This window comes from Mesorhizobium maamorense (genome assembly GCF_044998965.1).
Classification (GTDB): Bacteria; Pseudomonadota; Alphaproteobacteria; order Rhizobiales; family Rhizobiaceae; genus Mesorhizobium.
The window spans coordinates 1,638,183-1,658,009 of the sequence record NZ_CP173356.1 but is presented as its reverse complement, the minus strand read 5'-3'; the positions used below and the strand labels follow the sequence as shown (position 1 = coordinate 1,658,009).

Annotated in this window: 9 protein-coding genes and 1 pseudogene; 2 read left to right on the top strand and 8 right to left on the bottom strand. The window is 64.8% G+C overall.

From position 1 onward, the window contains the following. Nucleotides 1–107: 107 nt before the first annotated feature. From ACIU1A_RS08375 to hutI, 7 genes and pseudogenes are all read right to left on the bottom strand, one after another. A complete protein-coding gene (locus ACIU1A_RS08375; RefSeq protein ID WP_140494133.1) occupies nucleotides 108–1,880 on the bottom strand; it encodes a glucan ABC transporter ATP-binding protein/ permease in 1,773 nt (590 codons plus the stop codon). 354 nt (nucleotides 1,881–2,234) lie between these two features. Next, on the bottom strand, nucleotides 2,235–10,811 hold the full coding sequence (locus ACIU1A_RS08370; protein ID WP_404927064.1) for a GH36-type glycosyl hydrolase domain-containing protein: 8,577 nt from the start codon (nucleotides 10,809–10,811) through the stop codon (nucleotides 2,235–2,237). Nucleotides 10,812–11,079: 268 nt separating this feature from the next. Further along, a complete protein-coding gene (locus tag ACIU1A_RS08365; protein ID WP_140583760.1) occupies nucleotides 11,080–11,667 on the bottom strand; it encodes a HutD family protein in 588 nt (195 codons plus the stop codon). A gap of 11 nt (nucleotides 11,668–11,678) precedes the next feature. Continuing rightward, nucleotides 11,679–13,348 (bottom strand): annotated as a pseudogene (gene hutU, locus ACIU1A_RS08360) (urocanate hydratase). Between the two features lie 36 nt (nucleotides 13,349–13,384). Continuing rightward, nucleotides 13,385–14,200 carry an N-formylglutamate deformylase gene (hutG, locus tag ACIU1A_RS08355; protein WP_404927063.1) on the bottom strand — a complete coding sequence of 272 codons (816 nt, stop codon included), beginning with the start codon at nucleotides 14,198–14,200 and terminating at the stop codon, nucleotides 13,385–13,387. Nucleotides 14,201–14,270: 70 nt separating this feature from the next. Next, complete coding sequence (gene hutH, locus ACIU1A_RS08350; RefSeq protein WP_140521721.1) at nucleotides 14,271–15,806, bottom strand: histidine ammonia-lyase; 1,536 nt, start codon at nucleotides 15,804–15,806, stop codon at nucleotides 14,271–14,273. After that, nucleotides 15,803–17,035, bottom strand: a complete 1,233-nt coding sequence (hutI, locus tag ACIU1A_RS08345) for an imidazolonepropionase (RefSeq protein ID WP_404927884.1) — start codon at nucleotides 17,033–17,035, stop codon at nucleotides 15,803–15,805. The genes hutH and hutI overlap by 4 nt, the downstream gene beginning before the upstream one ends. A gap of 96 nt (nucleotides 17,036–17,131) precedes the next feature. On the opposite strand from hutI, the gene ACIU1A_RS08340 reads away from it, so the two are divergent. Together ACIU1A_RS08340 and hutC are read left to right on the top strand one after the other, a co-directional pair. Beyond that, the gene (locus ACIU1A_RS08340; RefSeq protein ID WP_404927883.1) at nucleotides 17,132–18,487 is read left to right on the top strand and encodes a formimidoylglutamate deiminase; all 1,356 of its coding nucleotides are present in this window, start codon (nucleotides 17,132–17,134) and stop codon (nucleotides 18,485–18,487) included. A gap of 13 nt (nucleotides 18,488–18,500) precedes the next feature. After that, on the top strand, nucleotides 18,501–19,244 hold the full coding sequence (gene hutC / locus ACIU1A_RS08335) for a histidine utilization repressor (RefSeq protein ID WP_404927062.1): 744 nt from the start codon (nucleotides 18,501–18,503) through the stop codon (nucleotides 19,242–19,244). A 128-nt stretch (nucleotides 19,245–19,372) separates the two neighbouring features. Here the strand turns inward: hutC and ACIU1A_RS08330 are convergent, their stop codons facing one another. Further along, nucleotides 19,373–19,717: a RidA family protein gene (locus tag ACIU1A_RS08330; protein WP_172350986.1), complete on the bottom strand. Its 345-nt coding sequence runs from the start codon at nucleotides 19,715–19,717 to the stop codon at nucleotides 19,373–19,375. Nucleotides 19,718–19,827 lie beyond the last annotated feature (110 nt).

Here is a 19,827-nt window from a genome sequence, read left to right as displayed (position 1 = left end):
TGTCACCTCCCCTTGGGGGGTTGCTGCGAAGCAGCGGGGTGAGGACGGCGGCGCTCCCCGACCGGACCTTCGGTCCGACCTCCCACGGGGGAGGTAAAAGAACCCGCTCAGGCGGCCTCGCCCTGTATCGAGCGGCTGAGGCGGCGGACCTCTTCGTCGTTGAGCAGGCCGCCGGCGCGCAGCAGGCTGGCGAAACGGCCGTTGCGCAGCGACAGCTCGGCGAAGCCACCCATTTCGACCACCCTGCCCTTGTCCATGAACACGACCAGATCGGCGTCGCGGACGGTAGTCAGGCGGTGGGCGATGATGAAGGTGGTGCGGTCGCGGCGCAATTCGTCGATCGCTTCCTTGACGCGGTCTTCTGTCTCGACGTCGAGGGCGCTGGTCGCCTCATCCAGCACCAGGATCGGAGCATCCTTCAACACGGCGCGGGCAATGGCGATGCGCTGGCGCTCGCCGCCAGACAACTGGCCGCCGCGTTCGCCGACTACCGTGTCGTAGCCATTGCTCTTGGCCAGGATGAAGTCCTGTGCGGCAGCCGCGTTGGCGGCGGCATGGATCTCGTCGTTGGTCGCATCGGAGCGGCCGACGCGGATGTTGTCCTCGATCGAGCGGTTGAGCAGGCCTGCATCCTGGAACACGGTGGCGATCGAATGGCGCAGCGACTTGCGGGTCACGGTGCGGGTGTCGATGCCGTCGATCAGGATACGGCCGGTGGACGGCGAGAAGACGCGCTGCAACAGATTGATGAGCGTGGTCTTGCCGGCGCCGGTCGGCCCAACGATGGCTACGGTCTGGCCCGCCTGGACCTCGAAGGAGACGTCGTGGATGCCCTGCCCCGAATTGGCGAATTCGAAGCCGACATTCTCGAAGCGGACATGGCCGGTGACGTTAGTGAGATCGCGCAGCCCGTCCGGTTCGGCGGCGTCGGCCGCCGAGTCCTCGAGATGGTAGAAATCCTCGAGCTTGGCGCGGGCTTCCGAAATCTGGTTGGCGAATGCCGACATCTGGTCGAGACGTGCGATCAGCAGCGTTGCAAAACCGGTGAAGGCGATGACGTCGCCGATGCGCAGCTGGCCGTGGGTGACCAGATAGGCGCCGATCAAAAGCACCACCATCATCGAAATCGTCGACGACAGGCGATGCAGCGCATTGGCCATGGCCCACCAGTCGAGCACAGGGTTCTGCGCATCGAGCAGGTTCTTGACGTAGCGGCGCAGCGTATCGGCCTCATGGCCGAGGCGGTTGTAGCTCTGCAAAACGGCGACGTTGCTGACCGAGTCCGTCACATGGGCGAATACGGTGTGATAGTGGCGCTCCACGGCGGCCTGGCCTGCCTTGGTCCGCTTCATCACCAGCCGGCCGATGCCGACATAGAGCACGCCGAGAGCCAGCAGCACCATCGACATGCGCACGTCCATGCTGAGCGCGGTCGGGATCAGCAGGAACAACGCGACGGCCGTGGACAGATGCTGGCGCATGAATTCGAGCCAGAGACTAAACAAGGTCTCCACGGCACGCAGCAGCGTGTGCAGGGAATTGGACGTGCCGCGCTGATGATGCCAGGCGAGCGGCATGGTGATGACGCGCTCGAAGGAGTCGCAGAGCACTTCGCTGCGCCGGGCGTGGGCGAAGCGGTCGGCGCCGCGCGCCACAAGAACGAACGCGATGATGTTAAAGGCGCCCAGGCCGGCCCAGAGGGCGAGGGTCGAAAAGACGGAGCCGTGTGCGGAAATCGCGTCGATCACGCGACCGAACATGATCGGCTCCAGGATGGCGATGATGGCCAGCGCGACATTGGCTGAGCAGATCAGCGCTACGCGTTTCCTGTCAGCTGCCAAATAACCGAGCGCTCGCCAGTAGATTTGCAGAAGGGACACTTCAGCTACTCCGCCAAAACATTTATTGTGCACCGCACCATTTCTTGACACGTATCGGTTAACGCGTCGCAAAACAATGCCCGTCTATCCCTTCCGTTCCCGTTTAGCGAACAAAAGATGACGACGAGGCGAAATCTCACGTGATCACCTAACGGGTTGAGATAAAAGGTGAAATGTCAGCCTTGCGGCAAAATCATGGCAGCCGCTGAGCGCTGCCACATTTTTAATCACGGCGATCTTGCCCGGCATGGCCCGACCGGATCCGCCGGCTGCCGAAGCGGAGATCTGCAAATAGACAAAAGACTATCGCGCGCATTCCGGAGGATGCGCGGGACAGGGTTGAAGCTGTTGATTTTACGAAGGTATCTTCACGACGACTTCGACCTTGCTACCAGCCTTCGGTTGGAAAGACGCGGATTTCGTCTTCGAACCATCAACTTCAAGCGAGATCGACTTGGTCTTTTTGTCGCGGACGACACGCACCGTGACTTCGGCCCCCAGCATTTTGAGCGTGGCGGCGTAGCCATCCCAATGGCTGGGCAGTTTCGGCCTAAACGTGATCTGCTTTCCACGCCGCTCGATGCCGAGAATGCCTTCGACCGCCGCCCGGTACAGCCAGCCCGCCGAGCCCGTGTACCACGTCCAGCCACCGCGGCCGCCCTTGTTGTCGCTGGCATTGCCGTCGCCGGCGTAGATATCGGCCGCAACCACGTAGGGCTCGACGCGGTAGCGCTCTGCCGAGGCCTCGTCCAATGCGTGGTTGACCGGGTTCAGCATCGAGAAGCAGCGATAGGCCTCGTCGTTCAGCCCCATTTCGGCCAGCGCGATGACGAACCAGGTGGCGGCATGAGTATACTGGCCGCCATTCTCGCGAACGCCCGGCGGGTAGCTCTTGATGTATCCCGGGTCCTTCTTCGTCTTCGAAAAGGGCGGCGTGAACAGCTTGAGGATCTTGAGTTCGTCGTCGACGAGCAGCTTGGTCGCCTGCTGCATCGCCGTCGTCGAACGCGCCGGATCGCCCTCGCCCGAGAGTACGCTCCAGGACTGGGCGATGGAGTCGATCCTGCACTCCTGGGATGAGCGCGAACCGAGCGGCGTGCCATCGTCAAAACTGCCGCGCCGATACCATTCGCCGTCCCACGCCGTGCTCTCCAGCGCGCGTTTCAGCGCGTCGGCATGCTTTGCCCAGGCCTGCGCGTGCTTGGCATCACCCTCGGTCTTGGCCACGGCGGCGAAGTCGCCCAGCGTCCGCAGCAGGAACCATCCGAGCCAGACGCTCTCGCCCTTGCCTTGCTCGCCGACGCGGTTCATGCCGTCATTCCAGTCGCCGCCGAGGATCAGCGGCAGCCCGGCGGGACTGCTGCGCGCAATGGCAAGATCGAGCGCACGCGCGCAATGCTCGTAAAGGGACGCCGTCTTTTTCGAAATTTCGGGCGTGAAGAAGGCATCGTGCTCGCCCTCGCCGAGCGGCTGTCCATCGATGAAGGGCAGCTGCTCCTTCAGGATGGTGGCGTCACCCGTCACCAGCAGGTAGCGCGCGGTGGCATGGGCCAGCCAGACCACGTCGTCGGAGATCAGCGTACGCACACCCGCCCCGGTGCGCGGCAGCCACCAATGCTGCACGTCGCCTTCAGGGAACTGCCGACGCGCCGCGTTGAGGATCTGGTCTCGCGCCAGTTTGGGATCGTGCGCCAGCAGAGCCAGCGTGTCCTGCAACTGGTCGCGGAAGCCGAAGGCGCCACTGGCCTGATAGAAGGCAGAGCGGGCGCGGATGCGGCAGGCGAGGCTCTGGTAGGGCAGCCAGTGGTTGACCATGGTGTCGAGCGCCTTGTCCGGCGTTTCGACCTGGATGGTGTCGAGGAAGCCGCGCCACTCGCGCTCGTTGTCGGCCAGACGCTGGTCGAAATCCCTGCCCCGATGCTTGCGCACCAGGGCGCTCGCTTCCGCGGCCGAGCCGGCGTCCCCGAGCAGCCAGAACAGCGTGACGTCGCCGCCGGCCGGAACATCGATGTCGCGGGCGATTGCAGCGCAGGGATCGTCGCCGGCCTCCACGCGGCCTGACAGTCCCGCGCCGCTCAGCACCGCCTGCGGAAACTCGCTGGTGCCGTGCCGGCCCAGGAATTCAGTCCGGTCTGCTGTCACCGAATGCACGCCGTCATCGGCGGCGAGGAAGGCGACGCGCTCCCCGAAATCGAGCCCGTAGGGGTTCTGTGCCAGCAAGGCGCCGGTGGCGGCATCGCGCGACGGAACGATGGTCGCCGCCGTGCGCGAGCGATGTCCGCCCAGCACCCATTCGGCATAGGCATAGACGCGCAGCCTGGCCGGCGCCGGGCCGGCATTCTGGATGCGCAGGCGGGAAATCTTCACCGGGTCGACCGGGTCGACGACATGGGTGAGGTCCATCGATAATGAGCCGCGCTTCGACCGGAAGGTGGAGAACCCTTGGCCGTGCCACGTCTCGTAAGTCATCGACGGATCGCGCACCACGGCGGCGAGCGGCGAGAATGCCCGGCCACTGGCGTGATCATAGATATAGATGCCCTCACCGGGCCGGTTCGAAACCGGATCGTTCGACCACGGCGTCAGTTGGTAATCGCGGCTGTTGCGGCTCCAGGTGAAGGCAGCGCCTTCGGCGGAGACGTGGAAGCCGAACGAGGCGTTGGAAATAACATTGATCCAGGGTTGGGGCGTGGTGCTGCGGCCGGCCAGGCGGACGACATAATGCCGCCCGTCGCCCTCGAAACCACCGAACCCGTTCCATTGGCTGAGCCCGTGCCCGTCCGCCGCCAGGGCCTGCGAGCCAAAGGAATGCGTCATAGGCCCCAATTCGGGCAATGCCGCCGGCTGCTGGGCATCGCGCGCCTGCAAGGCGGCCACTTCGGCCCGCTCGATCTGATCGAAGATGGTGCCGTTGCGCGTGTGCAGAACCACGCGGGCAACCGCAAGCAGCGTCTTGTAGGTGGTCTCGTCCATCAGGTCGCGGCGCACGGCGAATATGTGCTGGCGCGGTCCGAGCTCCTTGCCGCGCAAGCGGCTGTTCTCGCACAGGGATTCGACTGCTCGCTGCAGGTCCTGCACATAGGACGAGGCCTGTTCGTTGACGACGACGAAATCGATCATCATGCCACGGGTGCGCATGTACTCCTGGAAACGCAGCGCCTGGGCGACGATTTCGAGATCGGCGACGTCGCCGATCCTGACCAGGAAGATCGGGAAATCGCCGGAGATGCTGGTCGGCCACAGGCTCGACTGCTTGCCCAGTCCCGAAGCGATGGATTCGGCCGGCAGGCGCAGGAACGGATCGGGATAGATCAGATAGCGCGCCAGCTTCTGTACGTTGGCGGCGTCGGCCAGGCTGAGGCCGAGATGCCGGGTCTGCACCTGGCTGCGCGTCCAGGCAAGCATTGCCTGTCGGGCAAAGCTCTCCGGGTGGTCGAGCCGGGCAATGGCCTCCTCCAGCTCCGCGCGGTTGGAACCGACGACGGTCCAGAAGGTCAGCGATATCTTCTTGTTGGCGGGCACGCGCACCTGGCGGCGCAGCGAGGCGACGGGATCGAGGGTGAAGCCGGAATGGCCGCCAAGCCGGGCGCCCGGATCGAACGCCGCAGCGTCGACGATGGTGCGGCCGCGGCCGATGAAGGCGCGCCTGTCGGTCTCGGCTTCGGCGTCGCGCGCCGGACCGGACGGGTCGGTGACGAAATGCACCATCGTCACGTCTGGCTCGCTGGTCTCGCGCTTGCGCCGCGTGGCGAAGATCGCCCCATTGTTGGGGGCAATTTCGGTCTCCACGAACATTTTCGAGAAGGCGGGATGGGCATTGTCAGATACCTCCAGGCCCAGCACGAGCTCGGCGAAGGAGGTCACTTCGATGTGGCGGTCGGTCGGTCCCTCGTTGAACAGCGTCACGCGCCGGCCTTCGCCATTGCCTTCCGAGATGACGATGCATTCGACCTCGGAGCGCAGCGTGCCGACCAGTTTGACGAAGCTCGCCTTATCGTCGGAGAACAGCGTCTGGGTGCGCTCCTCGGCCGCGCGCTTGGGCTCCGCCGTCGCCGACCACCAATCACCAGTGCCGGCGTCGCGCAGGAAAATGTAGGAGCCGAGCCGGTCCTCGGTCGGGTCCGGCTGCCAGCGCGTGACGGACAGATCGCCCCACCGGCTGTAGCCGGAGCCTGTCGCGGTGACCATCACCGAATAGCGGCCGTTCGACATCACGTTGGTCGAACGCAGCGCCCGCACAGGATCGAGCACGATGCGGGTGTCGGGACTCTCGGTTTCGGTCTCGTCCTTCGCCCGTTCGTCCGCCTCGGTCCTGACGGTCGCGGTCGGGATGTCGCGCGGCGCCCTCTCCTGGAGCAGAAGTTCGGCCGACTCGATGACCGGATCGCTGTGGAAACGGTCGCGCAGGCGACCCTCGAAAATGGCATCGGCCACCGCCGCGATCGACATGCCGGAATGGTGGGCCATGTAGTTCTGCACGACGACGTGATCGGTGCCTTCCGGCACGCGCTGCGGCGTGAAATCGACCGCGTCGTAGTAACCATGGCGGCCAAGCGCGCCGAGTTCCCGCAGGCGCGCGAGGTTCTGCACCGCTTCGCGCGGGTTGAACTGCGCGGCGAGCACGGTGGCGTAAGGCGCGATCACCGTGTTCTGGCCAAGGCCGCGCTTCAGCCCGAGACCGGGCACGCCGAAATTGGTGTACTGGTAGGTCAGCTCGCGGTCGCGGGCATTGTAGGCCGCTTCCGAGATGCCCCAGGGCACATTCTTCTGGCGGCCATACTGGATCTGACGCTTGATGATCAGCTTGCTGGTCTGGTTGAGAATCGAACCTTGCGGTTCCTTCATCACCAGCGGCGGCATCAGATACTCGAACATCGAGCCGGACCAGGACATCAGCGCGCCCTGGAAGCCTATCTCGACGATCGGCCGGCCAAGCCGGAACCAGTGCTCAGTCGGCAGGTCGCCCTTTGCGATGGCGAACAGGCTGGTCAGCCGCGCCTCGGAGGCCAGAAGATCGTAGCAGCTCTCGTCGAGCTGGTGCTCCTCGACCCGGTAGCCGATCGACAGCAGCTTGCGCTCCGGCCGCATCAGGAACGAGAACTCCATCTCGAAGGCGAAGCGGCGCGTGCGCTCGCGCAGGGTGAGCAGCTTGGCACGCAGCGCCTCTACGGCGTTGTCGTCGCTGTGGGCGTCGTGGACATGCGCCTCGCAGGTGGTTTCGAGCCTGGCCGCCCAGTCGACGATGACATCGCTCTGTGGCGATGCCGCCTCGGTGTGGATGGCGGTGGCGAGCTTGCGGATCTCGCCGGCCAGCACAGCCAAATTGATGGTGCGGATCGAGGCCATTTCCGGCTGCGCCTTGATGGTGTCGACGGCGCGCCGCATGCCGTCGAGGCGGTCGGCAAGGCGCTGGCGCAGCGGCCGCAGCTGACGGCGGTCGTCGGGCAGCTCATCCAGGCTCTCGCCGAGGATGGTCACTGTGTCGAGGATGCCCTCGAAATCGCCCTGGAGGTGAACGGACGGCGCCTCGGCCCATTCGGCGCAGGCCGCCGCCACCGCCACCAGATGGCCGGCGAGATTGCCGCTGTCGACAGCCGAGATGTAGAGCGGATAGAGCGGCTTCAGTGTGGTGGTGTCGTACCAGTTGAAGAGATGGCCGCGGTTGCGCGGCATGCTCTCGATGGTCGTCATGGTGGCATCGATGCGGGTGATGGCATCGGACAGGCTGATCCAGCCGAAATCGCGGGCCGAGACGACCGACAGGAGATAGACGCCGATGTTGGTCGGCGAGGTGCGCGGCGCGACCACTGGCGCCGGGCTCTCCTGGAAATTGTCCGGCGGCAGATGATGATGCTCGGCCGTGACGAAGGTTTCGAAATAGTGCCAGGTGCGGCGCGCCACCGTGCGCAGCGCATGGATGTCGGCCTGCGATATGCGCAGCCGGTCCTCGGTCTCGGCCGAGCGGCTGATCCAGCTGGCGATCGCCGGGGAGCCGATCCAGAACAGAGCGAAGAAAAAGGCGACGAAGGCGCCGGTGGAATCGGCCAGCACCGGAATGGCGAGGCCGACGAAGCCGATGATCACGGCGCCGTACATCATGCCGTAGTAGGAGCCGATGCCGTTGTCGCCGGCCTTGTGCGCCTGCGAGGCGGTGCGCCATTCCAGCAGGTTCTGCCGGGAGACGAACAGCCGGTAGAGCGTGCGCACGATGGCGTCGCCCATCATCCAGGCGTTATGCGCCATCAGCACGATCTTCAAGGCCACCATGGCGGTGCCGAAGGCCACGTCGCGCGCCAGCGCGGAGAAATGGCCGCGCGGCGTCTGGTCACCGCTCTTGGGCAGTATGGCGTTGACGACGTCGAAAGTGGGCGCCATGAACAGGCTGAGGATCAGCAATGCCTGCCATTGCGCGGCCTGCGTGAAGGGCAGCAGCGTCCAGCCGGCGATCGCCGCCATCACCCAGAAGATCGGCGTCAGCGAGCGGCGCAGATTGTCGACCATCTTCCAACGCGACAGCGCCGGGACGCCGGAGCGCGGATCGAGGATGAAGCCCAGGAGCTGCCAATCGCCGCGCGCCCAGCGATGGTGGCGCGAGGCGTCGACCGAATAGCGGGTCGGGTAATCCTCGACCAGTTCGACGTCGGTGACGAGCGCAGAACGCGCCAGCGCGCCTTCGAGCAGATCGTGGCTGAGGATGGTGTTTTCCTCGATGCGGCCCTGCAACGCGGCCTCGAAGGCATCGACGTGGTAGAGGCCCTTGCCGGTGAAGGAACCGTCGCCGAAGACGTCCTGGTACAGGTCGGACACCGCAAAGACATAAGGATCGAGGCCGCGATTGGCCGAGAAGACCCGTTGGAAGAACGACGCCTCGTCGCCGCTGGTCAGCGAAGCGGTGATACGTGGCTGCAGGATCGTGTAGCCCGAGGTGACGACGCGCCTGGTGGCATCGAAATGCGGTCGGTTGAGCGGGTGGCAAAGCTTGCCGACAAGCGTAGCGACCGCATCGCGGGTGGTGCGCGTGTCGGCGTCGAGCGTCATTACGTGAACGACTTTTTCCGGCAGCGGCACATCGAGCGGCAGGAAGGTGGTGTCGCTGTCGCCGCGCAGCAGCAGGTCAAGCTCGTGCAGCTTGCCGCGCTTGCGCTCCCAGCCCATCCAGCATCCCTGCGCGGCATTATAGAGCCGGCGCCGGTGCAGGAGATAGAAGCGCGGCGCGCCTTCGGCGGGATAGCGGGCGTTGAGGCGGGCGATCTCGTCACGGGCGAATTCGAGAATCTCGGTGTCGGCCGCGTCGATCTCGGTCTTGCTGTCGGGCCAGTCCGACAGCAGGGCGAAGTGGATCTCGTCCGCCAGATTGGCGAGGTAGTGCACTTCGATGTTGCGGATGTTTTCCTCGACGTCGTCGCGCGAGCCGATCAGCGACGGCACCACCACCAGCGTGCGTGCCTCGGACGGCACGCCGTGCCTGTAGTCATAGCCGATAAGGCGCGTCGGCTTGAGGAACAGCGAGACAACGGTATTGAAGAAAGCGAGCGCGCCTTCGCTGGCCGGCACGGCAAACAGCGCCAGCATCAAGACGATCGAAGGCACAGACAGGCCGAGATTGGCAAGGGCATTGCCGGAAACCACCAGCAGCAGCACGGTCAGCGCAAAGACCGGCAGGACGATGCCCAGCCATCCGGTCTTGGCAAAGGTGCGCTTGACGGTCTGACTGACGGTCGGTCGGTAGCCGATCGCCTTTTCCAGCTCCAGCCGGCGTGGCCCGACAAGGAAAAAACCGACATCCGTGTGCGCTAAAGGAGCCGCAAGGCCATCTGCGCCGTCGGCGGCGGATGCAATTTCGTTGGTGATCTGGCCGGCCAGTTCGATCGCCTTTTCGGCGACGCGATATTCCGACAGATTCGAGCGGCGGGCCAGCTCTTCGATCGCGGTCCGGTACTGGTCACGCGAGAAGAAATCGAGCGCGGCGAAGTCGGTGCGCTCGCGCAGCACCGTGTCGATACGGCTGACGCCCTCGAACCACACCGTCCAGTCGATATCGTTGATGAGACGCAGGCCGCGTATGATGTTGCCGGTCGTCACATTGCCGCTGGACAGCGTATGATGCTCGGAAATGATGATTTCCTCGGCGTCCGAGCCGGTCTTCTCGAGTTCGCCTTCCAGCCACTCCAGCGCCTTGCCTGCATTCTGCGAGCCGTCGCGCAAGCGGTAGAGCAGTTGCGTGGCAAAGGTGGTGTCCTGGGCGTGCGCGCTGAAATTGGCCAGGATCGCTTGCCGGTCGCGGGTATCGTCGGTCGCCAGCACCTTGTCGGCGACATCATTGGCGATCTGGCGCATCTGCCGGGTGCGGTTGACCCTGACCGCAAGGCGGCGAAGATTTTCGATCAGAACGAAGCGCAACAGCGACGGCAGCGCCCAGAGTTCGCCGATCTTCAGCGGCTCGACCGACTGGAAGCCCTGGACGATGGCCTTGAACATGGTCGCGGAGACGGAACTGTCGGAATGCGCCACATAAGTCCAGGCCAGCGCCAGCGCGCGCGGCACGCCGCCGCCGTCGGGCAACTTCAGCGTCGGCAGTTGACGATAGAAGCGGCGCGGCAGGTCGCGCTTGACCTGGAAAATGGTTTCCTCGACCAGATAGTTGTTGTCGAGCAGCCATTGCGCCGCGGGCGTGATGGTCTCGCCCCTCGCCTGCGCGGCGTTGGTCGAACGGTAGACTTCGAGGATCTTCTTGGCGCTGTCGCGGATGCGGGCCTGGAAATCGAATGGCGTCAGGCCGAACAGATCCGCGAGATCGCCCTTGGCCAGGCTTTCACCGAGCAGCCGAAGGCGTTCCTCCGGCAGGAAAATGGATCTTATCGGTTCTTCCGTGATGGGCGGGAAGCTCGCGCTGGTCTTTTCGATTTGTGCTGGATTCGTCTGAATATTCATTGAAAATTCCGTAAGCGGGCACTCAGCGGCGTCACCGCCACGGCAATGGCCCTAAAACCGATTCAAATGCAATTGGTTGCATGCCCAGCTTTTGCCGAAAATTGTTTCCGCACCACGACAAGGCATCGTCTTTTTCGACCGCTTCAAAGACGAACGCCTCTCACTCCCGCCGAGACCGATCGACGGAAAGGATTCAGGCTTTTTCGTGATCCCGGCTGGAGCTTACCCTATATTTCGCCGGCATCGCGATCATGTTTGGAAACAAGCGTTAATCGTTGGCTCGAATGCCATCGATCCGGACCACGAATACTGTCGTGTCGTCGATCGGCTGGATGCGCAGGCCAGTTGTGGCTGAGGCAGTCAGGAGCGCGTCGAGGTGGCCAAGGCGAACAGGCTCAGCGGCGGCAACCACGACTTCCCCACCCAGACACAGGACGAGGGTCGCCCGGCTTTCAGTTCCGATTTCCAAAGGGTTCGAGATTACGAGGCGTTCGACGGAATGCCTCATGCGGCCGCGACGAGTCATTACGTTGAGATCGGTGATCGGGCCGGCGATCAGTTCGGCACCGGTCGGCCGGTCGGCCGGAAAGGAAAGCGGGGCTGAAGCGGCGGTCAGGCGCGCCGGCGGCTGGCCGGCGACATCAAGAACGATCCCCTCGCCCTCCAGCACCGACAGCGTGCGGTCGATGCCGGCAAAGCTGGAGAACGGCCCTCCGCTCTCGACGCGCGCCATCGAGACACGCCAATCGAAGGCGTCGAGCCCGGCATCGGCCGGCGAGACGGCGATTTCCGTCGTCACGCCGCCGCCGTTCTTCCATGGCATCGATTTGTATTCGGCTGCCCGCAGGACGCGCATCGGTCGGCCTGTTATCCCAGAATGCCGGGCAAATTGAGCTGATGCTCCCTGGCGCAGTCGATGGCGATGTCGTAGCCGGCGTCGGCGTGCCTCATGACGCCGGTCGCCGGATCATTCCACAGCACCCGCTCCAGGCGCCTGGCTGCCTCAGGCGTGCCGTCCGCGACGATGACCATGCCTGCATGCTGGGAAAAGCCCATGCCGACACCGCCGCCATGGTGCAGCGACACCCAGGTGGCGCCCGACGCCGTGTTGAGCAAGGCGTTGAGCAGCGGCCAGTCGGACACCGCGTCCGAGCCGTCCTTCATCGCCTCCGTCTCGCGGTTTGGCGACGCGACCGAGCCGGAATCGAGATGGTCGCGGCCAATGACGACAGGCGCCTTGAGTTCGCCTCTGGCGACCATCTCGTTGAAGGCCAGGCCCAGCCGGTGGCGGTCGCCGAGGCCGACCCAGCAGATGCGCGCCGGCAAGCCCTGGAAAGCGATGCGCTCGCGCGCCATGTCCAGCCAATTGTGCAGATGCGTGTTGCCGGGCGTCAGTTCGCGCACCTTGGCGTCGGTCTTGTAGATGTCCTCCGGATCGCCGGAAAGGGCCGCCCAGCGGAAGGGGCCGATGCCGCGGCAGAACAGCGGCCGGATATAGGCCGGCACGAAGCCTGGGAAGGCAAAGGCGTTCTCGAAGCCTTCTTCCTTGGCGACCTGGCGGATGTTGTTGCCGTAGTCGAGCGTCGGCACGCCGGCGTTCCAGAAGGCCACCATCGCCTCGACATGCTCGCGCATCGAGGCGCGGGCGGCTTTCTCGACTGCTTTCGGGTCGGACGTGCGCTTCTCGCGCCACTCGGCCAGCGTCCAGCCCTTGGGCAGATAGCCGTTCAACGGATCGTGCGCCGAAGTCTGGTCGGTGACCATATCGGGGCGCACACCGCGCCGCACCAGCTCGGGCACGATATCGGCGGTGTTGCCGACCAGGCCGACCGACTTCGCCTCGCCTGCCCTGGTCCAGCGCGCGATCTTCTCCAGCGCCTCGTCAAGCGTATCGGCACGCTCGTCGACATAGCGGGTGCGCAGCCGGAAATCGATGCGGTCGGGATCGCATTCGACGGCCAGGCAGCAGGCGCCGGCCATGACGGCCGCGAGAGGCTGGGCGCCCCCATGCCGCCGAGGCCGCCAGTCAGGATCCATTTGCCCCTGAGATCGCCGCCATAGTGCTGGCGGCCGGCCTCGACGAAGGTCTCGTAGGTGCCCTGCACGATGCCTTGCGTGCCGATATAGATCCACGAGCCGGCCGTCATCTGGCCGTACATCATCAGGCCTTTCCTATCGAGCTCGTTGAATTTCTCCCAGGTCGCCCAATGCGGCACCAAATTGGAGTTGGCTATCAAAACGCGCGGCGCGTCCGGATGGGTGCGGAAGACGCCGACCGGCTTGCCGGACTGCACCAGCAGCGTCTCGTCCTCGCCAAGCGTCTTCAGCGAAGCGGCGATGCGGTCGAAATCGTTCCAGGTGCGCGCGGCCCGGCCGATGCCGCCATAGACGACCAGTTCGTTGGGATTTTCGGCGACATCGGGATCGAGATTGTTCATCAGCATGCGCAGCGGCGCTTCGGTCGTCCAATACCTGGCATTGAGCTTGTCGCCGCGGGGGCTGCGCACTTCGCGGATGTTGTGGCGAGGATCGGTCATGTCGTCACTTCCCTTTCAGACGAGTGCGGCGAGGCGTCAGCCCTCGACCCACGAAATCGCGGTCTCGAGGATGGATGTCAGCGTGGCGCGGATCGGCGCGGCGAAGGCGGCGTCGTAAGGCACCGGCCAGCTGTCGGGCGCGCCCTTGCCTTCGGGCTCTCGCATGTAGCCGCGGTTGGACAGTTCCATCTGCAGCGCATGGACGCCGTTTTGCGGCTGGCCGAAATGGCGCGTGATCCACCCGCCCTTGAAGCGGCCATTGACCACGAAGGTCTCGCCGGTCTCGGCCAGGATCCCGGCGACCTTTTCCTGCAGCGCCGGATCCGTGCTCTTGCCGTCATTGGTGCCGAGATTGAAGACCGGCAGCGTGCCATCGAACAGGCGCGGCAGCACAGAGCGGATCGAGTGGCAGTCATAGAGGACGATTTTGCCATGCAATCCGCGCAGCCGGTCGATCTCGGCCTGGAGCGCGGCATGATAGGGCATGAAGAATTTTCGGCGGCGCTCGTCGATTTCCGACGGCCCCGGTTCCTCGCCTGTACGGTAGAGCGGATCGCCGTCGAAGGTTTCGGTCGGGCACAGCCCGGTCGTCGCCTGACCAGGGTAGAGCGAGGCGCCGGACGGATCGCGATTGACGTCGATGACGGTGCGCGAGATGGCGGTGTGCACGACGGTGGCGCCAAGACCTGCGGCGAAATCATAGAGCTTGTCGATCCACCAGTCGCAGTCGCGCTGGCCAAGCCAGCTCGAGACCAGCCGGTTGTCGAGACCGGCGAGATCGATGCCGGTGTGCGGCATGGAAACCAGCAGCGGCGCGGTGCCTTGTTTTACCGTCAGCCAAGGAGGTGTCATGCGAGGCCTCCGCAGGTTGGAGCTCTACGGCTGGGATGAGAAGGAACGCAACCTACCATGCCAAGCACTCTCATGAGGCAATCCCCGGCAGCGCCACCGCGCTCGCCGCCTTGACCGCCGCACCGCTTCGCACCATGGCGATGGCTTTCTCCATGTCGGGATGGAAATGCCGGTCGTTGTCGAGATGCGGCACCTCGGCCCTGACCAATTTGCGCACCGCTTCGAGTGCGGCGCTGGAAGCAAGGGGCGCGTGGAAATCGCAGCCCTGGGTCGCGGCCAGCAACTCGATGCCGATGACGGCCGTGGCGTTCTCGACCATGCCGATCAGCCGGCGCGCACCATGTGCGGCCATCGAGACGTGATCCTCCTGGTTGGCCGAGGTCGGGATCGAATCGACGCTTGCTGGATAGGCCTTCTGCTTGTTTTCGGAAACCAGCGCTGCCGCCGTCACCTGCGGGATCATGAAGCCGGAATTCAGGCCGGGCTTCGGCGTCAAAAAGGCGGGCATGCCCGACAGCGCAGGGTCGACCAGCATGGCGATGCGGCGCTCCGACAGCGAGCCGATCTCGCAGACGGCGAGTGCGATCATGTCGGCGGCGAAAGCCACCGGCTCGGCATGGAAATTGCCGCCCGACAAGGCGGTGTCGTCCTCGGCGAAGATCAAGGGATTGTCGGTGACGCCATTGGCTTCCGTGCCGAGCGTGTCGGCCGCCTTGCGCAACACGTCCAGAGCGGCCCCCATCACCTGCGGCTGGCAGCGCAGGCAATAGGGATCCTGCACGCGCTCGTCGCCGACGCGGTGGGATTCGCGGATGGCGCTGCCGGCCATCAGACTGCGCAGCGCATTCGCCGTCTCGATCTGGCCGCGATGCTTCCTCAAGAGATGGATGCGCGGATCGAAGGGGGCGTCCGAGCCCCTGGCGGCGTCGGTGGACAGTGCACCCGCGACCAGTGCCGACTGGTAGAGAACTTCGGCCTCGAACAAGCCCGCCAGCGCGTAGGCGGTCGAGAACTGCGTGCCGTTAAGCAGCGCCAGCCCTTCCTTGGCGCCAAGGATGACAGGCTCCAGCCCATGCGAGACGAAGGCGACCTTGGCCGGGAAGCGGCCATGCGGCGTGAAGCATTCGCCGACGCCGATCATCACGGCCGTCATGTGTGACAGCGGCGCGAGGTCGCCGGAGGCGCCGACCGAACCTTGCGCCGGCACCACCGGGATGACATCGTTGGCCAGCATCGCTTCCAGCAGCTCGATGGTGCGCGACCGCACGCCGGAGGCGCCCTGCGCCAGGCTGGCAAGCTTCAAGGCCATCATCAGCCTGCAAACAGCGACCGGCATCGGCTCGCCGACGCCGGCGGCGTGCGAGAGCACGATGTTACGCTGAAGCGTTTCGAGATCCTGGGCAGGAATGCGGACGCTGGCCAGTTTGCCGAAACCGGTGTTGATGCCATAGACCGGCTCGCCCTTGGCGACGATGCGTGCGACAGCCTCCGCACTCGCCTTGATCTTTGGCCGGCAGGCATCGTCGAGCCTGGGCACGGCGCCGCGATAGATGGCGCGCCAGTCGGCCAGGGTCACGTTGCCGGGTTTCAGTACGAGTTCGGTCATTGTCCTCTCCAGATGCGCGCGTGCAAGGGGTTGAAGCCCATGCGGTAGACGAGTTCGGCAGGGCGCTCGATGCTCCAGATCGCTAGATCGGCGGATTTGCCCGCCTCCAGCGTGCCGGTCTGTCCGAGCAGACCCAGTGCGCGGGCGGCTTCGCGGGTCACGCCCGCGAGGCATTCATCGACCGTCATGCCGAACAAGGTCGCCGCCATGTTCATGGTCAGCAGCAACGACGTCAGCGGCGAGGTGCCGGGATTGTTGTCGGTGGCGACGGCGATCCTGACGTCATGCCTGCGGAATAATTCGATCGGAGGTTTCTTCGTTTCGCGAATAAAATAGTAGGCGCCGGGCAGGATCGTCGCCACGCTGCCCGATGCAGCCATTGCCGCCGCGCCTGCCTCATCGGTGTATTCGAGATGATCGGCCGACAACGCGCCATAGCGCGCGGCGAGTTCGGCGCCATGCAGGTTCGACAATTGGTCGGCATGGAGCTTTACCGGCAGGCCAAGCGCCTTTGCGGCTTCGAAGACCCGTGCCATCTGCTCGACCGAAAACGCGATGCCTTCGCAGAAACCATCGACGGCGTCGGCAAGCCCGTCGGCAGCAATGGCCGGCAGGATCGTGGCGGTGATGAGATCGATGAAGGCGTCCTTGTCGCCCTTGGCTTCCGGCGGCAAGGCATGGGCGCCGAGAAAGGTCGTGCGGATCGTCACCGGGCGCTCGGCGCCCAGGCGGCGCGCCGCGCGCAGCGACTTTTTCTCGTTTTCCAGGTCAAGGCCATAGCCGGACTTGACCTCGACGGTGGTGGCGCCCTCGGCGATCAGCGCATCGAGACGCGGCAGTGTCTGAGCGACCAATTCGTCCTCACCCGCGGCACGCAAGGCCCTGACCGACGAGACGATGCCGCCGCCGGCCCTGGCGACCTCCTCATAGGTGGCGCCGGCCAGCCGCATCTCGAACTCGTTGGCGCGGTCGCCGGCATGGACGAGATGGGTGTGGCAGTCGATCAGGCCGGGCGTGATCCAGCGGCCCTCGCAATCGACGATCTCGGCACGCTGCTCGAACGCCGCCGGAATATCGGCTTCGGCGCCGGCATAGACGATGATGCCGTCACGCGCGGCGACGGCGCCCTTTTCGACGACGCCCTGCCCTGCCCCTTCGGCAAAAGTCGCCAGGCGCGCATTGCGCCATATGCGAACCGCCGCCGCCCGGCCCCTGCTTTCTCCAGCCATCATATTTTCCCTTTGAAAGGATGGCTGTTATGTATATACATATTAAAAAGCACCGCAAGTGCTATTGTCATCATAAGCCAGGATTCGGAGAACAACGTGACGGCGATCTTTGCGGAACAGGCGCTTCTGCCGGAAGGCTGGCGAAGCAATGTGCGCATCGCCCTGGACGAAGGCCGCGTTGCGGCAATCGACGCCGGGGTTGCGCCGAACACCGGCGACGAGCGCCACGCCATCGTCCTGCCGGGCATGCCCAACCTGCATAGCCACGCGTTCCAGCGCGGCATGGCCGGACTTGCCGAGTTGCGCGGCCCGTCGGCCGACAGTTTCTGGAGCTGGCGCGAGGTGATGTACCGTTTCGCGCTGTCGATGACGCCCGATCAGGTCGAGGCGGTCGCCGCCCAGCTCTATGTCGAGCTGCTGGAGGCGGGCTTTTCGCGCGTCGGCGAATTTCATTATCTGCATCACGACCGCGACGGAAAGCCCTACGCCAACATTGCCGAAATGGCCGAGCGCATCGCGGCCGCCGCCGCAGAAACCGGCATAGGCTTGACGCTGCTGCCGGTCTTCTATGCACACTCTTCTTTCGGCGGCGCGGCTCCCAACGAAGGTCAGCGCAGATTCCTCAATGATGTTAACCGGTTCTCACGCCTGGTTGAGAAAAGTCGCGAATGCGTTCGCGCCTTGAATCAAGCGGTCATCGGCGTCGCCCCCCATAGTTTGCGTGCGGCGACGGTCGAGGAGTTGCGACAAGTCGCTGCGATGGCGCCGGACGGACCGATCCACATCCACGTCGCGGAACAAGTGAAGGAGGTCGAGGACTGCATTGCCTGGTCGGGCGCGCGTCCGGTCGAGTTTCTGCTTGGCCATGCCAATGTCGACCGGCGCTGGTGCCTGATCCATGCCACCCATATGACCGATGCCGAGACCATGGCGATGGCAAAAAGCGGCGCGATCGCTGGGCTGTGCCCGATCACCGAAGCCAATCTCGGCGATGGCATTTTTGCGGCGCCGCTGTTCGCGCAACATGGCGGCCGCTTCGGCGTCGGCTCCGATTCCAACGTGCTGATCGGGCTGCCGGACGAACTTCGGCAACTCGAATATTCGCAGCGTCTTGCCCACCGCGCCCGCAACGTGCTGGCGGTCGCCGGCGGCTCGACCGGCCGCGCGCTGTTCGACGCAGCGCTTGACGGCGGCAGCGTCGCCCTTGGCGCCGGCGCCTCGCGGATCGCCATTGGCGCATCCGCCGACCTCGTATCGCTCGACCACAGCCAGGCTTCGCTTGCCGGCAAGACCGGAGACGCGATCCTCGACGCCTGGATCTTCGCCAACGGCACCAAGGTCGATTGCGTCTGGGTGCACGGCCAAAAGCAAGTCAGCGGCGGCAGGCACGTCAGGCGCGACGCCATCGCGGCGTGTTTCCGCAATGTCATGACCGCGCTTTCGGCAGGCTGATCAGGGACAGCCCATGAGCATGGTGGCGACAGCGGAGACGGAGGGCGGCGAGACGGTGTCGCTGCATCAGCGCATCCTGTCGGACATAAGCGAGAAAATCCTGTCCGGCGCCTGGGCGCCGGGGCATCGCATCCCGTTCGAGCACGAGCTGACGGCCGAATATGATTGCTCGCGCATGACGGTGAACAAGGCGCTGTCGCAGCTTGCCAAGTCAGGACTGATCGAACGCCGCCGGCGCTCAGGCAGCTTCGTGCGTCAGCCGCAATCGCAAGCGGCGGTGCTGGAAATCCATGACATCAGGATCGAGGTCGAAGCGCTTGGGCTGCCCTATCGCTATGAGCGGCTGGCGCGCCTGAAGCGGCGCAGCAGCGCGCAAGACCGGTCGCTGCTCGGGCTTTCTGCCTCGGGTTGGGTACTATCGCTGGAATGCCTGCATTTCGCCGGAGAGCGGCCGTTCGCGCTCGAAGAGCGGCTGATCAATCTCTCCGCCGTCGCGGAAGCCGGCGAGGAAGAGTTCCTCGACATTGCACCGGGCCCGTGGCTGATCGGCCGTGTGCCATGGAGCGAGGCCGAGCATCGCATTCGTGCTGTTGCCGCCGACGAGCGTGTTGCCGATGCCCTCGACATCGACCTGAGCGCGGCCTGTCTTGTGGTCGAGCGCCGGACATGGAGCGCCGAGCACCCGGTCACCCATGTGCGCTTCACCTATGCAGCCGAGAGCCACACGTTGGTGGCAAGATTCACGCCGCAGGCCTGACCCTCCCCCTCTCCGGGAGGGTCGCGGAGCCGACGTTGCGAAGCAAGGTTGGCGAGACGGGTGGGGTGAGCGCCGCTCCCACCCCGCTGCTGCGCAGCGACCCTCCCACAAGGGAGAGGGTAAAAAGCTCAGATCGCCGCGGTGACAATGATCTCGACCAGATATTCCGGACCGGCGAGCTTGGCTTCGCCGGTGGCGCGTGCGGGTGTGTGGCCCTGCGGCACCCACTTGTCCCATTCCGAGTTCATCTCGGCGAAGGTGCCCATGTCGGCCAGCCAGATGATCGCCTGGACGATCTTGGTCTTGTCGGTGCCGGCCTTGGCCAACAATTCGTCGATCGTCGCCAGAATATCGCGGGTCTGCGAGGCGACGTTGCCGCCCGGCTCTCCGACCTGGCCGGCCAGATAGACGGTATTGCCGTGAATGACGATCTGGCTCATGCGCGGGCCAACATCGATGCGACGAATGCTCATGGGAGGTTTCCTTCCTTTGTGGTCGCGCCTCTTTAGAGTTGGCATCGGCTTCGGGCAAGGCCGAGCGTTCCAAATCCCCTTGGACCAGCAGCGCCGGAGGGTCACGGCAA

Bases quoted from the DNA above. Each gene is read 5' to 3' on its own strand.
- ACIU1A_RS08370 (WP_404927064.1), bottom strand. From the start codon at position 10,811: ATGAATATTCAGACGAATCCAGCACAAATCGAAAAGACCAGCGCGAGC.
- ACIU1A_RS08365 (WP_140583760.1), bottom strand. From the start codon at position 11,667: ATGCGCGTCCTGCGGGCAGCCGAATACAAATCGATGCCATGGAAGAAC.
- hutG (WP_404927063.1), bottom strand. From the start codon at position 14,200: ATGACACCTCCTTGGCTGACGGTAAAACAAGGCACCGCGCCGCTGCTG.
- hutH (WP_140521721.1), bottom strand. From the start codon at position 15,806: ATGACCGAACTCGTACTGAAACCCGGCAACGTGACCCTGGCCGACTGG.
- hutI (WP_404927884.1), bottom strand. From the start codon at position 17,035: ATGGCTGGAGAAAGCAGGGGCCGGGCGGCGGCGGTTCGCATATGGCGC.
- hutC (WP_404927062.1), top strand. From the start codon at position 18,501: ATGAGCATGGTGGCGACAGCGGAGACGGAGGGCGGCGAGACGGTGTCG.
- ACIU1A_RS08330 (WP_172350986.1), bottom strand. From the start codon at position 19,717: ATGAGCATTCGTCGCATCGATGTTGGCCCGCGCATGAGCCAGATCGTC.